11 protein-coding genes are annotated in these 13,140 nt (G+C 71.7%); 6 read left to right on the top strand and 5 right to left on the bottom strand.

The features are described 5' to 3' along the window. Nucleotides 1-9: 9 nt before the first annotated feature. From Cs7R123_RS10615 to tkt, 3 genes are read right to left on the bottom strand one after another with little or no spacing between them, the layout of a single operon-like run. A complete protein-coding gene (locus tag Cs7R123_RS10615) occupies nucleotides 10-1,638 on the bottom strand; it encodes a glucose-6-phosphate isomerase (protein ID WP_212825616.1) in 1,629 nt (542 codons plus the stop codon). After that, complete coding sequence (gene tal / locus Cs7R123_RS10610; protein WP_212825614.1) at nucleotides 1,635-2,750, bottom strand: transaldolase; 1,116 nt, start codon at nucleotides 2,748-2,750, stop codon at nucleotides 1,635-1,637. Before tal ends, Cs7R123_RS10615 begins: the two co-directional genes overlap by 4 nt. A gap of 5 nt (nucleotides 2,751-2,755) precedes the next feature. Further along, on the bottom strand, nucleotides 2,756-4,840 hold the full coding sequence (gene tkt / locus Cs7R123_RS10605) for a transketolase (RefSeq protein WP_212825612.1): 2,085 nt from the start codon (nucleotides 4,838-4,840) through the stop codon (nucleotides 2,756-2,758). Between the two features lie 348 nt (nucleotides 4,841-5,188). On the opposite strand from tkt, the gene Cs7R123_RS10600 reads away from it, so the two are divergent. The 3 genes from Cs7R123_RS10600 to Cs7R123_RS10590 all read left to right on the top strand — a co-directional run bounded on the left by Cs7R123_RS10600 (nucleotide 5,189) and on the right by Cs7R123_RS10590 (nucleotide 7,669). Then, nucleotides 5,189-6,106 (top strand): heme o synthase, encoded by a 918-nt coding sequence (locus Cs7R123_RS10600; protein WP_374706985.1) that lies wholly within the window; start codon nucleotides 5,189-5,191, stop codon nucleotides 6,104-6,106. A 215-nt stretch (nucleotides 6,107-6,321) separates the two neighbouring features. Next, nucleotides 6,322-6,642, top strand: coding sequence for a hypothetical protein (locus Cs7R123_RS10595; RefSeq protein WP_212825610.1), 321 nt, complete (start codon nucleotides 6,322-6,324; stop codon nucleotides 6,640-6,642). Between the two features lie 82 nt (nucleotides 6,643-6,724). Beyond that, entirely contained in the window at nucleotides 6,725-7,669 is a 945-nt protein-coding gene (locus Cs7R123_RS10590; RefSeq protein WP_212829066.1) for a RimK family alpha-L-glutamate ligase, read from the top strand. 279 nt (nucleotides 7,670-7,948) lie between these two features. Here Cs7R123_RS10590 and Cs7R123_RS10585 read toward each other — a convergent pair whose 3' ends face one another. After that, nucleotides 7,949-8,665: a hypothetical protein gene (locus Cs7R123_RS10585; RefSeq protein ID WP_212825608.1), complete on the bottom strand. Its 717-nt coding sequence runs from the start codon at nucleotides 8,663-8,665 to the stop codon at nucleotides 7,949-7,951. 76 nt (nucleotides 8,666-8,741) lie between these two features. Continuing rightward, the gene (locus Cs7R123_RS10580; protein WP_212829065.1) at nucleotides 8,742-9,659 is read right to left on the bottom strand and encodes a COX15/CtaA family protein; all 918 of its coding nucleotides are present in this window, start codon (nucleotides 9,657-9,659) and stop codon (nucleotides 8,742-8,744) included. A gap of 169 nt (nucleotides 9,660-9,828) precedes the next feature. On the opposite strand from Cs7R123_RS10580, the gene Cs7R123_RS10575 reads away from it, so the two are divergent. From Cs7R123_RS10575 to sufD, 3 genes are read left to right on the top strand one after another with little or no spacing between them, the layout of a single operon-like run. Further along, a complete protein-coding gene (locus Cs7R123_RS10575) occupies nucleotides 9,829-10,578 on the top strand; it encodes a metalloregulator ArsR/SmtB family transcription factor (protein ID WP_212825606.1) in 750 nt (249 codons plus the stop codon). Beyond that, nucleotides 10,575-11,996: a Fe-S cluster assembly protein SufB gene (sufB, locus tag Cs7R123_RS10570; RefSeq protein ID WP_212825604.1), complete on the top strand. Its 1,422-nt coding sequence runs from the start codon at nucleotides 10,575-10,577 to the stop codon at nucleotides 11,994-11,996. The genes Cs7R123_RS10575 and sufB overlap by 4 nt, the downstream gene beginning before the upstream one ends. After that, the gene (gene sufD / locus Cs7R123_RS10565; protein ID WP_212825602.1) at nucleotides 11,996-13,138 is read left to right on the top strand and encodes a Fe-S cluster assembly protein SufD; all 1,143 of its coding nucleotides are present in this window, start codon (nucleotides 11,996-11,998) and stop codon (nucleotides 13,136-13,138) included. The genes sufB and sufD overlap by 1 nt, the downstream gene beginning before the upstream one ends. Nucleotides 13,139-13,140 lie beyond the last annotated feature (2 nt).

Genomic DNA, 13,140 nt, shown 5'->3' with positions numbered 1-13,140 from the left:
CACGTGACGTCACCTTTCCTCGTGGTTGGACAGGCGGTGCGCCGAGTCGAGCAGCTGGGCGGTGCCCTTGGCCCGGTCGGTGAGATGCAGGTGCAGCAGGGGGCGGCCCCGGCCGGCCAGTGCCTGGCGGTCGCCGGCGGCCTGGGCGGCCTGTAGCGTGCCGAAGCTGTACGGCCTGCCCGGCACCGCCAGGTCGTCGCTCACCGCGCCGGTGACCTGCAAGAACGCGCCGACCTGCGGCCCGCCCTTGTGGTACTGGCCGGTCGAGTGCAGGAACCGGGGCGCCCAGCCGTAGGTCACCGGGCGGCCGCTCGCGGCGGCCAGCTCGGCGCGCAGCTTGGCGGCGTCGGCGTCGGCGAACCGGTCCAGGTACTCCATGATCGCGATGTACCCGTCCGGGCCGGTCTCGGCGACCAGCCAGGCCAGCGCCTCGTCCAGGGTCGACACGCCCGCGGTGGTGTACACCGCGACGTCGCCCTCGGTGAACGCGGGCTCCTCGGCCGGCATGCCCTCGTCGAGGATCTTGCCGGTGTTCTGCTTGGACTCGGTCACGTTCGGCTGGTCGAACGGGTTGATGCCCAGCACCCGCCCGGCGATCGCCGTCGCCGCCTCCCAGCACAGGAACTGCGCGCCCAGCGGGCCGTTGACGGCCGCGTCCGGCGTGCCCGACGGCGCGCCGCCGGCCGCGCCGACGGTCGCGGTGAACACGTCCGCCCCGGTCGCGCCGGGGGCGTCGGAGCCCTCGACCACGACCGGCAGGATGCCCTTGCCCTCCTTGCCGGTGGACTCGGCGATGAGCTGCTCGGCCCAGTCGCCCAGTCCGATGATGCCGCTGCCGTCGTCGGCCAGCGACACCTTGTCCCGCCCGGCCAGCGCGGCGGCGCCGAGGGCGGCGCCCAGCAGCAGCGACGGGTTGGCCTCGGGGGCGGCGGTCAGCGTCGCGGCGAACGCGTCGGCCTGGTCCAGCAGCTCGGCCACGTCGACCCCGGCCAGCGCGGTCGGCACCAGGCCGAACGCGGTCAGCGCGGAGTAGCGGCCGCCGACGTTCGGGTCGGCGAGCACCACGTAGGCGCCCATCTCGCGGGCGACGGACTCCAGCGGCGAGCCGGGGTCGGTCACGATCACGAAGTGGCGCCCGGCCTCGGCCTCGGACAGGCCCGCGTCCAGGAACGCCTGCCAGTACGCCCGGCGGTGGCTGTCGGTCTCGATGGTGCCGCCGGACTTGCTGGACACGACCACCACGGTGCGGTCCAGCCGGTCGCCCAGCGCCGCCTTGACCTGGCCCGGGTCGGTGGTGTCGAGCACCGTCAGCGTCTTGCCCAGGGTCAGCGAGATGACCTCGGGTGCCAGCGACGAGCCGCCCATGCCGGCGAGCACGACGTGGTCCAGGTCGCCCAGCTCCTCGCGCAGCTCGGCGAGCTGCGGCAGCAGCGCCCGGCTGCCGGTGAAGGTGTCGACCCAGCCCAGCCGGATGATCGCCTCGGCCTGCGCGTCCGGACCCCACAGGGTCGCGTCCTTGCCCGCCAGGGCGGCGGGCACGCCCGCCGCCTCCAGCTCCGACACCTGCGCCGCGGCCTGCTGCGCCGCCGCGGGGGAGAGGCGGACCGTCAGCCCGCCCCCCGATGCAGTCTGGGTCATGCCTGCTCCAGTTTCGCCTGTACGCCCGCGAGCAGCTCCTGCCAGCTCGCGTCGAACTTCGCCACGCCGTCGCTCTCCAGGAACGCCACCACGTCGTCGTAGTCGACCCCGGCGGCGCGCAGCGCGTCGATGGTCTGCTGCGCCGCGTCGAGGTTGCCGGTGACCGTGTCGCCGGGCACCTCGCCGTGGTCGGCGAAGGCCTGCATCGTCTTCTCCGGCATGGTGTTGACCGTGTCGGCCGCGATCAGCTGCTCCACGTAGAGCGTGTCCGGGTATTCCGGGTTCTTGGTGCCGGTGGAGGCCCACAGCGGACGCTGCGGGTTCGCCCCGGCCGCCTTGAGCTCGGCCCAACGCGGCGTCCCGACCGCCGCCAGGTACTCCCCGTAGGCCAGGCGGGCGTTGGCGACGGCGGCCTGGCCGCGCAGGGCCAGCGCCTCCGGGGTGCCGATCTTCTCCAGCCGCTTGTCGATCTCGGTGTCGAAGCGGGAGACGAAGAACGACCCCACCGACTCGATCTTCGACAGGTCGTGGCCGTTGGCCCTGGCCTGCTCCAGGCCGGTCAGCCAGGCGTCGAGCACCGCGCGGTAGCGCTCCAGCGAGAAGATCAGCGTCACGTTCACGCTGATGCCGGCGGCCAGCGCCGCGGTGATCGCGGGCAGGCCCTCCAGCGTCGCCGGGATCTTGATGAACAGGTTCGGTCGGTCGACCAGCCACCACAGCTGCTTGGCCTCGGCGATCGTCGGCTCGGTCTCGTGCGCCAGCCGCGGGTCGACCTCGATCGACACCCGGCCGTCGCGGCCGCCGGTCGCGTCGTACACCGGCCGCATCACGTCGCAGGCCCACCGGATGTCGTACGTGGTGAGCATGCGCACCGCCTCGTCGACCGAGACCTTGCGCACCTTCAGGTCGTGCAGCTGCTCGTCGTAGTCGTCGCTGCCCGACAGCGCGGCGGCGAAGATGGTCGGGTTGCTGGTGACCCCGACCACGTGCCGGGTGTCGCGCAGCTCGGCCAGCGCGGTGTGGGAGCCGCCCTCGGTCAGCCGCTCCCGGGAGATGTCGTCGAGCCAGACCGCCACACCGGCGGCCGAGAGCCCACCCAGGGGATCAGTCATCGCAGTCACTGCCCTTCCTTGGCCTTGGCCAGAGACCGCCGGGCGGCGTCGGCGACCGCCTGGGGTGTGAACCCGAACTTCTCGAACAGGGTCGCCGCCGGTGCCGAGGCGCCGTAGTGCTCCAGGCTGACGGCCTCGCCCGCGTCGCCGATCAGGTCGCGCCACGACATGGCGATACCCGCCTCGACACTGACCCGGGCCTTGACCGACGACGGCAGCACCGATTCACGGTATGACGCGTCGGACGCGCGGAACCACTCCTGGCACGGCATGGACACGACCCGGGTGGGCACGCCGTCGGCCTCCAGCAGCTCGCGGGCGGCCAGGCAGATCTGCACCTCGGAGCCGGTGCCGATGAGGATCGCCTTCGGGGTGCCCGTGGACGCCTCCTCCAGCACGTAGCCGCCGTGCTCGACGCCGCTGACCTTCGCCGGGTCCATGGTCGGCAGGTTCTGGCGGCTCAGCGCCAGGGCCGTGGGCCGGTCGTTGTGGGCCAGCGCCAGCTTCCAGGCCTGCGCGGTCTCGTTGGCGTCGGCGGGGCGCACCACGTCCAGGCCCGGGATGGCCCGCAGCGCGGTCAGGTGCTCCACCGGCTGGTGGGTCGGGCCGTCCTCGCCCAGGCCGATCGAGTCGTGCGTCCACACGTACGTGACCGGCAGCTTCATCAGCGCGGCCAGGCGCACCGCCGGGCGCATGTAGTCGCTGAACACCAGGAACGTGCCACCGTACGGGCGGGTGCCGCCGTGCAGGGCGATGCCGTTGAGGATCGAGCCCATGCCGTGCTCGCGGATGCCGAAGTGCAGCGTGCGGCCGTACTCGTGGCCGGGGAACTCCTTGGTCGCGAACTCCGCCGGGATGAACGACGGCTCGCCCTTCATGGTGGTGTTGTTGCTCTCGGCCAGGTCGGCCGAGCCGCCCCACAGCTCCGGCAGCACCGGCGCGAGCGCGTTGAGCACCTGGCCCGACGCGGCGCGGGTGGCGATGCCCTTGGCGTCGGCCGGGAAGCTCGGCACCGCGTCCTCCCAGCCCTTGGGTAGGGTGCGGGTGCTCATCCGGTCGAACAGCGCCAGCCGGTCCGGGTTGGCCTTGGCCCAGTCGTGGAAGGCGTCCTCCCACTGCGAGTGCAGCACCCGGCCGCGCTCGCCCACCGCGCGGGTGTGCACCAGCACCGCGTCCTCGACCGGGAAGGCGACCGCCGGGTCGAAGCCCAGCACCTCCTTGACCGCGGCGGCCTCGTTCGGGCCGACGGCCGAGCCGTGGATCTTGCCGGTGTTCTGCTTGGTCGGCGCGGGCCAGCCGATGATGGTGCGCAGCGCGATGAAGCTGGGCCGGTCGGTGACCGCCTTCGCCCGCTGGATCGCGGCCCACAGCGCCGTGACGTCCTCGTGGTAGCCGCCGTCGCCGCCGACCCAGTCGACCCGCTCGACGTGCCAGCCGTACGCCTCGTAACGCAGGCAGACGTCCTCGGACTTGGCGATGCGGGTGTCGTCCTCGATCGAGATCTCGTTGTCGTCCCAGAACGCGATCAGGTTGTCGAGCTTCTGGTGCCCGGCGATGGCGGAGGCCTCATGCGTGATGCCCTCCTCGATGTCGCCGTCGGAGCAGATCACGAAGATGTGGTGGTCGAACGGGCTGGTGCCCGGGGCGGCGTCGGGGTCGAACAGACCGCGCTCGCGGCGGGCGGCCATCGCCATGCCCACCGCGTTGCCCAGGCCCTGGCCCAGCGGGCCGGTGGTGGTCTCCACGCCGCGGGTGTGCCCGTGCTCCGGGTGGCCCGGGGTCAGCGAGCCCCACTGGCGCAGCGCCTGCAGGTCCGACAGCTCCAGGCCGTACCCGGCCAGGAACAGCTGGACGTACTGGGTCAGCGAGGAGTGCCCCGCCGACAGCACGAAGCGGTCGCGGCCGGCCCAGTCCGGGTCGTTGGGGTCCAGGCGCATCGCCCGCTGGAACAGCAGGTAGGCGAGGGGGGCAAGGCTCATCGCGGTGCCGGGATGGCCGTTGCCGGCCTTCTCCACCGCGTCCATGGCAAGTACACGGGCGGTGTCCACCGCGCGGCGGTCGATGTCAGACCAGATCAACTGCTCAGTCACAGCTGTGCTACTCCTAGCGGATCAGTCTTGCCGTCGCTCCAGGGCCGTGACCCGGAATAGCACGCACCGGAGCTGTGGAAAGGCGCAACGCATCGTCATAAGGGCGGCCACGGTGTCGCCCTGTCGGTGTTGACCCTACTCATACCGCGCACGACACATGTGCGAACCCGTGCTTTGTCCCGCGTGGTGTCCGCTGGGGTGTCCGGCGCGGGATCCGCGCGGCCGGGCGCGGCCGCAGGCTTTGACCAGCGTTGCCGTACCCTGTCTCGGGTGAGCACGCTCGCCGCGGAGTCGCCTGAGGCGGCCGGCACCATAGACCTCCCGTCCCAGCCCCTCCCCGTCATCCCGGTGCAGCCCGGCAGCGCCGCGCGCGCCATCCGGGCGTCGCGCCGCGAGGCCCGCTGGGCGGTGTTCGGCGCGTACGTGTCGCTGACCAAGCCGCGCATCGTCGAGCTGCTGCTCATCACCACCATCCCGGCGATGATGCTCGCGGACAAGGGCCTTCCCTCCGTATGGCTGATGCTGGTCGTCCTGGTCGGCGGCTCGTTCGCGGCCGGTGCCGCCAACGCGATCAACTGCTACCTCGACCGTGACATCGACCCGCTGATGGGACGAACGTCACGCCGCCCGCTGGTTACCCACGCGGTGTCGCCGCGTAACGCCCTTATCTTCGGCCTGGCGCTGGCGGCGGCCTCGACCGTGCTGATGGCCGCGTTCACGAACTGGCTGGCCACCGCGCTGACCGTGGCGGCGATCGTCTACTACGACCTCATCTACACCGCCTGGCTCAAGCGCACCACGCCGCACAACACCTTCTGGGGCGGCGTGTGCGGGGCGATGCCGGTGCTGATCGGCTGGGCCGCGGTGACCGGCTCGCTGGCCGCGCCCGCCTGGCTGCTGTTCGGCGTCGTCTTCTTCTGGCAGATGCCGCACTTCTACGCGCTGGCGATCCGGTTCAAGGACGACTACGCCAAGGCGGGCATCCCGATGCTGACGGTGGTGGCCACCCCGCGTCGCGTCGCGATCGAGTCGGTGGTGTACTCCTGGCTGACCGTGGCGACCTCGCTCGCGGTCTGGCCGCTGGGCATGTCCCGGGTGTACGGCATCCCCGCGCTCGTCTGCGGGATGATGTTCATCCTGGAGGCCCATGGGCTGTACAGCCGCACCGTGAAGGGCGAGCCGGTCAAGCCGATGCGCCTTTTCCACTGGTCGACGGCGTACCTGACGATCGTCTTCGTGGCGGTCGGCGTGGACGTCTTCCTCTGACCGTTTTACCGGCTTTGTAGATGACACGCCCTAATCCCCGCGCCGGGCGTGTCGATTGCTCAGTTAGTTGTCCGTTCTGCGACACATTGACGGGGATATTTCCGGGCGAACCCGGACAGTCGATCTCCGAACACCGGGTTGCAGGTACGTAACGGGGATCACAAAAGGTGCTCACAATCCCGCTACCGGACGCCCGTTCTGCTTATCGTGCTTGCATGGCAGAAGGTTCAGATACGACGGTGACCATCGAGCACCCCACGGCCACGCTCGTGGCCGGCCTGCGCGAGTTCGCTAGCGCGCACGGAGGTGCGAAGGGGGTCATCGAGTACGTCGGTCGGCGCGGTGCTCGCATCGTGCTGGTGGGCGGCGACGGCGCGTGGGGCGACCAGTTCGCGTCCAGCACCGACGTTGCCCGGGCCGCCTGTGAACGGGCTGGTATCACCGTGGAGAACGAGTGGGAGCGGGAGCTCATCGAGCTCATGCGTCCCACCAACGACCTCTGGCGGTCCATGTCCAAGCGGACGCTGACGCGCTGAGGAAGTTTCAGATCCGCGAGCTATCTTGGATCTTGTGAGCACAGCCTTTGACCGTGCGACCCGGGCGGATGCCCGGGTCGCCCTGGTATCCGAGCCCTCCTCCCGCGGAGACGCTGCCTGCGGAGATGCTGCCCGCCCGGACGGTGCGCCCCGCGTCGCGATCGCGACCTGCGCGGAGATCCCGCTGCTGGAGCCCGACGACCAGCTCGTGCTGGCGCCGCTGGCCGCGCGGGGCATCGCCGCCGAGCCGGTCGTCTGGGACGACCCCGCGGTCGACTGGTCCGGCTACGACCTCGTGGTGCTCCGCTCGACCTGGGACTACTCCTGGCGTCGCGACGAGTTCCTGGCCTGGACCCGTTCGGTGCCCGCCCTGGCCAACCCGGCCGCGGTGGTGGCCTGGAACACCGACAAGAGCTACCTGGCCGAGCTGGCGGCCGCCGGCGTGCCGATCATCCCGACCGCCTTCGTCGCCCCGGGCGACGAGTGGACCGCCCCCGACGGCGGCGGCGAGTACGTCATCAAGCCCTCCGTGAGCTCCGGCAGCCGCGACACCGGCCGCTACGGGCCGGGCGACGCCGTGCCCGCGGCCGACCACGTCCGGCGGCTCCAGGCCGCGGGGCGGCTGGTGCTGGTCCAGCCGTACCTGGGCGCCGTGGACGCGTACGGCGAGACCGCCCTGCTGTACTTCGCCGACCCGGTGACGGGGCGCCTGGCGTACAGCCACGCCATCCGCAAGGGGCCGCTGCTGACCGGCCCGCACGTCGACGGGGTGGACGAGCTCTACAAGGCCGAGGACATCACCGCGCGTACGCCCACCGCCGCCGAGCTGGCCGTCGGCGACACCGTGGTCGCGACCCTGCCCGACGGCCTGGTCTACGCCCGCGTCGACCTGATCCCCGACGCCGACGGCAACCCGCACCTGATCGAGCTCGAACTCACCGAACCCTCGGTCTTCCTGGTCCACGACCCCGCCGCCGCCGACCGCCTCGCCACCGCCATCACCACCCACCTCCCCAGCCGCCCCTGACCCACCACCCCCCCGGCGCCCCCGCCCGCACCGGAGGCGCCGCATCCGGCTCCCGCCGCCCCCGCGCCGCCCGCTCCCCGCGCCGCGCCAAGATCACTACAGTTTCGGGGAAAGTGCAGCAATCGCTGGCCGAATTCCAGCACTTTCCCCGAAACTGCACGCTCGCCTCCGCGAGGGAGCTGTTGATCAGGAAGCTGTGCCCGCGACACACCGTCGAGCCGTGCCATAAGTTCATGATCGACCCAGGAGGGGGTGGCGGCCCGGGGCGGGTGGGGTCGGTCAGGGGGTGCGGGAGAGGAAGTCGCGGAGGCCGGCGCCTGGGGGGTCGTCGGGGTGGGCGGAGAGGCCGCGTTCGGCCCAGGCGCGGGCGGCTTCGGGCTCGCCGATGTCGGCCAGGGCGCGGGCCAGGCGGCCGTACTGGGCGGCGTGGCGCAGGTCGCCGCCGATGACCTCGACCAGGGTCGGGGTGTCGCGTTCCCAGCGGGCCAGCCGTTCGATGGCGTCGCGGGCGCTCAGGTCGCCGGGGTCGGCGGACCAGCGGCGGCGTACGACGGCGCGGTAGTGGTCCAGGCCCTCGGGGCCCAGCGCGGGGCCGTACGCCCAGATGTCGACCGGGCACCAGCGCTCGGCCTCGAACTGCACCGCGATCAGCCAGTCGGCCAGCTCGACCCCGTCGCCGGGGGCCTGGCCGCACGCCTCGGCGTGCACGGCCAGCAGGCGGTGCAGCAGGTTGTCCAGCGCCCCGGAGGCGTCGTCGGCGCGGTCGAGGGTGTGCAGCAGCAGGCAGACGGCCTGCGCGAGCGGCTGCCGGGCGACCTCCGCCCGGCCGGTGCCCACGAGCGTGGCGAGTTCCTCGACGAGCGCGGCGGCGTGCTCGGCGTGGCGCACCACGGCCCAGTAGTCCAGGTGCCCGGCCGTGGTGAAGGTCCGGGTCACCACGCCCGGCAGCGAGTCGTCGGAGTGCGCCTGCGGTGCACGGCGCAGAGGGGTCGGCACCCGCCCATCATCGCCCCGGCGCCGCGTCGTCGGGATGGTTCCGGCGACGACTGACGCTCAGATCGGAATCTCGCGGTTACCGGACGGTGACCAACGGCGGCGCAGAATCCGCGCTGGTCACCGTGGGTACGCTCCCAGTCACCGTGCCGTCGCCGTCGCCCGGTGCGGCGTCGAACCCGGTCGCCCAGACCACCCCGAGCGCGGCCGTCCAGAGCACGCAGGCCCCGGCCATATGCGCGCCGACCAGGACCTCCGGCAGGCCGGTGAAGTACTGCACGAACCCGATCGCGCCCTGGCCGAGCAGCACGCCGAGCAGGATCGCGGCCCGGCGGGTCAGCAGCGGCGCGGCCACCGCGCGCCCGGCGAACCAGACCGCCGCGGCCAGGCCGAGCAGCAGGAACACGGTGTCCACGTGCAGCTGGGACATCATCGCCGGGTCCAGGCCGGTGCGCCGGGCCTGCTCGTCGCCCGCGTGCGGGCCGCTGCCGGTGACGATCACGCCGACCGACAGCGCCACCGCGCTCGCCGCGACGACGGCCCAGGTCAGCGGGCGCAGCCGGGCCGTGGTGCGGCTCACCGCCACCTGCTCGCGGGTGCGCTGCCAGAGGGCGTACGACCCGCCGATGATCGCGATCGACAGCAGGAAGTGCAGGCCCACCACGTACGGGTTGAGGTTGCTCAGCACGGTGAACCCGCCGACGACGCCCTGCCCCGGGATGCCCAGCACCACGGCCAGCGCCAGCGGGCGCAGCCGGGCGTGCCGCCACGCGGCCAGCAGCGCCGCGCCCGCGATCATGACCAGCGCGAAGGTCAGCAGCCGGTTGCCGAACTCGATGACCCCGTGCGCACCCATCTCGCGGGTGGTGACGTACGAGTCCTCGGTGCACCGCGGCCAGGTCGGGCAGCCCAGCCCCGAGCCGGACAGGCGCACCGCGCCGCCGGTGACCACGATGACGATGTTGCCGACCAGGTTGGCCAGCGCGAGCCTGCGCATCGCGGGGGGGGAGGCGTCGAGCAGCGGGGCCGCCACGCGGCGGAGGACAGACAGCACGAACCGATGGTAGGCGCGCCGAGTGCGCTGGTCGGGCGCGGGGAGCGCGAGTGGCCCGCGTCACCGGTGGGTAGGTTTGCGCACGTCGGACGAAATAAGTAACACTGGTGTAGTGAAAAAGGGCGCCGAGATCATCGAGGCACCCGATCAGCGCACCGTACACCCGGCCACGCGCGATCGGGTGATCGAGCTGCTCGCGCAGGGCCCTGCCACCGCGGTCGCCCTGGGCGCCGTGCTGGGCCTGTCCACCGCGGGCATCCGCCGCCACCTCGACGCCATGCTGGCCGAGGGCCTGGTGCAGGCGCGCGAGCAGGTGCGCCGCGGCCCGCGCGGCCGGGGCCGCCCCGCCAAGGTCTTCCTGCTCACCGACGCCGCCCGCGAGGGCCTGGGCCGCCACCACTACGACGGCATGGCCGCCGCCGCCCTGCGCTGGATCGCCGAGCACGGTGGTCCCCGCGAGGTCGCCGCCTTCGCCGCAGCTCAGGTGGCCGGGCTTGAGGAGCGCTGCCAGACCGCCGTACGCGACGCGGGTGACGATCCTCTCGCCCGTGCGGAGGCGCTCGCGGGTGCGCTGACCGCGGAGGGCTACGCTGCGAGCGCGTCGGCGATCGCCACCGGCGGGCAGCTGTGCCAGCACCACTGCCCCGTGGCTCACGTCGCCGCCGAGTTCCCGCAGTTGTGCGAGGCCGAGACCCAGGTGATCTCCCGCCTGGTCGGCACGCACGTGCAGCGGCTCGCGACCATCGCGCACGGCGACGGGGTGTGCACCACGCACATACCGCCGAAGGTGCGCCCTGCCGCGCCCACCGGCTTTTCGAACAACCTGCAAACCGACGCCGTCACGATGAGGACAGACTCATGACCGAGCAGATCACCACGACCGAGGACCAGCTCGCTGGCCTGGGCAAGTACGAGTACGGCTGGGCCGACCCGGACGTGGCCGGCGCCAACGCGCAGCGAGGTCTGAACGAGGCTGTCGTGCGCGACATCTCTTCGAAGAAGAGCGAAGCCGACTGGATGCTGGAGCTGCGGCTCAAGGGCCTGCGCCTGTTCGGGCGCAAGCCGATGCCGTCGTGGGGCGCGGACCTGTCGGACATCGACTTCGACAACATCAAGTACTTCGTCCGCTCGACCGAGAAGCAGGCGGCGAGCTGGGAAGAGCTGCCCGAGGACATCAAGAACACCTACGACAAGCTGGGCATCCCGGAGGCCGAGAAGCAGCGCCTGGTCGCCGGCGTCGCCGCCCAGTACGAGTCCGAGGTGGTCTACCACGCCATCCGCGAGGACCTGGAGCAGCAGGGTGTGCTGTTCCTGGACACCGACACGGCGCTGCGCGAGCACCCGGAGCTGTTCAAGGAGTACTTCGGCACCGTCATCCCCGTGGGTGACAACAAGTTCGCCGCGCTGAACACCGCCGTCTGGTCGGGTGGCTCGTTCATCTACGTGCCGCCGGGCGTGAACGTGGAGATCCCGCTCCAGGCGTACTTCCGGATCAACACGGAGAACATGGGCCAGTTCGAGCGGACGCTGATCATCGTCGACGAGGGTGCGTACGTGCACTACGTCGAGGGCTGCACCGCGCCGGTCTACTCCTCCGACTCGCTGCACAGCGCGGTCGTCGAGATCATCGTGAAGAAGAACGCGCGCTGCCGGTACACGACCATCCAGAACTGGTCGAACAACGTGTACAACCTGGTCACCAAGCGGGCCGTCTGCCACGAGGGCGCCACCATGGAGTGGGTCGACGGCAACATCGGCTCCAAGGTGACCATGAAGTACCCGGCCGTGTTCATGGTCGGCGAGCACGCCAAGGGCGAGGTGCTCTCGGTGGCGATGGCCGGTGAGGGCCAGCACCAGGACGCGGGCGCCAAGATGGTGCACGCCGCGCCGCACACCTCCAGCACGATCATCAGCAAGTCGATCGCGCGCGGCGGCGGCCGCACCTCGTACCGCGGCCTGGTCCAGGTGCTGGAGGGCTCGCACCACAGCAAGAGCACGGTCAAGTGCGACGCGCTGCTGGTGGACACCATCTCCCGCTCGGACACCTACCCGTACGTGGACATCCGCGAGGACGACGTGTCCATGGGCCACGAGGCGACCGTCTCCAAGGTCAGCGACGACCAGCTCTTCTACCTGATGAGCCGGGGCATGTCCGAGGACGAGGCGATGGCCATGATCGTGCGCGGCTTCATCGAGCCCATCGCCAAGGAGCTGCCGATGGAGTACGCGCTGGAACTGAACCGACTGATCGAACTGCAGATGGAAGGCGCCGTCGGCTGATGACCACCGAAGCAATCGCACCGCCCAAGACCAAGTCGCAGGCGTTGCGCTCGTTCCACTCCGCCGACTTCCCGGCGCTGACCGGCCGCGAGGAGGAGTGGCGGTTCACGCCGCTCAAGCGCCTGCGCGGGCTGGCCGCCGGCACGGTCGCGGCCGGGGTCGCGCCCAAGCACGAGTACGGCACCCTGCCCGAGGGCGTCACCGTGTCCACCGTCGCGCTGGACGGCGCGAAGGTCGGCGGGGTGCTGACCCCGTTCGACCGGATCAGCGCGTGGGCGTACGAGAACGCCGCGCAGGCGCTGCTGGTCGAGGTGGCCAAGGAGACCGTGCTGGCCGAGCCGTTCACGCTGCGGCTGGTCGGCGGCGGTGCCGAGGGCGCCGCGGCCGGGCACACCCACCTGGCGATCGGCGCGTTCGCTGAGGCGACGATCGTGCTGGAGCAGTCCGGCAGCGTCACGCTGGCCGACAACGTCGAGGTCGCCGTCGCCGACGGGGCGAAGCTGACCCTGGTCACGGTCGCCGACTGGGCGCCGGACGCGGTCCAGGCCCAGCACATCAAGGTGCGGCTCGGCCGCGACGCCAAGATCGTGCACGTGCAGGTGTCGCTCGGCGGCGACCTGGTGCGCCAGTTCACCAGCGTCGAGTACACCGGCCGGGGCGGCGAGGCCGACCTGTTCGGCCTGTACTTCGCCGACGGCGACCAGCACCTGGAGCACCGCCTGCTGGTCGACCACTCGGTGCCCGACTGCCGCTCGTTCGTGAACTTCCGCGGCGCGCTACAGGGCGAGGGCGCGCACACGGTATGGGTCGGCGACGTGCTGATCCAGGACCACGCCACCGGCACCAGCACATACGAGGTCAACCGGAACCTGCTGCTGTCCGACGGCGCCCGCGCCGACTCGGTGCCCAACCTGGAGATCGAGACCGGCGAGATCGTCGGCGCCGGCCACGCCTCGGCGACCGGCCGCTTCGACGACGAGCAGCTGTTCTACCTGATGGCCCGGGGCATCCCGGAGGGCGAGGCGCGCAAGCTCGTCGTCCGCGGCTTCTTCGCCGAGCTGCTGCACAAGATCCCGGCCGAGGAGCTGCGCGAGCGGCTGGGCGCCGCGATCGAGCAGCGCCTGGAGAAGGCGGGCTCGTGACG

The sequence above is a fragment of the Catellatospora sp. TT07R-123 genome (assembly GCF_018327705.1).
In the GTDB taxonomy this organism is placed as follows: Bacteria; Actinomycetota; Actinomycetes; order Mycobacteriales; family Micromonosporaceae; genus Catellatospora.
This window is presented reverse-complemented; position numbering and strand designations above follow the sequence as displayed.

Bases quoted from the DNA above. Each gene is read 5' to 3' on its own strand.
- tal (WP_212825614.1), bottom strand. From the start codon at position 2,750: ATGACTGATCCCCTGGGTGGGCTCTCGGCCGCCGGTGTGGCGGTCTGG.
- sufB (WP_212825604.1), top strand. From the start codon at position 10,575: ATGACCGAGCAGATCACCACGACCGAGGACCAGCTCGCTGGCCTGGGC.
- Cs7R123_RS10595 (WP_212825610.1), top strand. From the start codon at position 6,322: ATGGCAGAAGGTTCAGATACGACGGTGACCATCGAGCACCCCACGGCC.
- Cs7R123_RS10615 (WP_212825616.1), bottom strand. From the start codon at position 1,638: ATGACCCAGACTGCATCGGGGGGCGGGCTGACGGTCCGCCTCTCCCCC.
- sufD (WP_212825602.1), top strand. From the start codon at position 11,996: ATGACCACCGAAGCAATCGCACCGCCCAAGACCAAGTCGCAGGCGTTG.
- Cs7R123_RS10580 (WP_212829065.1), bottom strand. From the start codon at position 9,659: ATGCGCAGGCTCGCGCTGGCCAACCTGGTCGGCAACATCGTCATCGTG.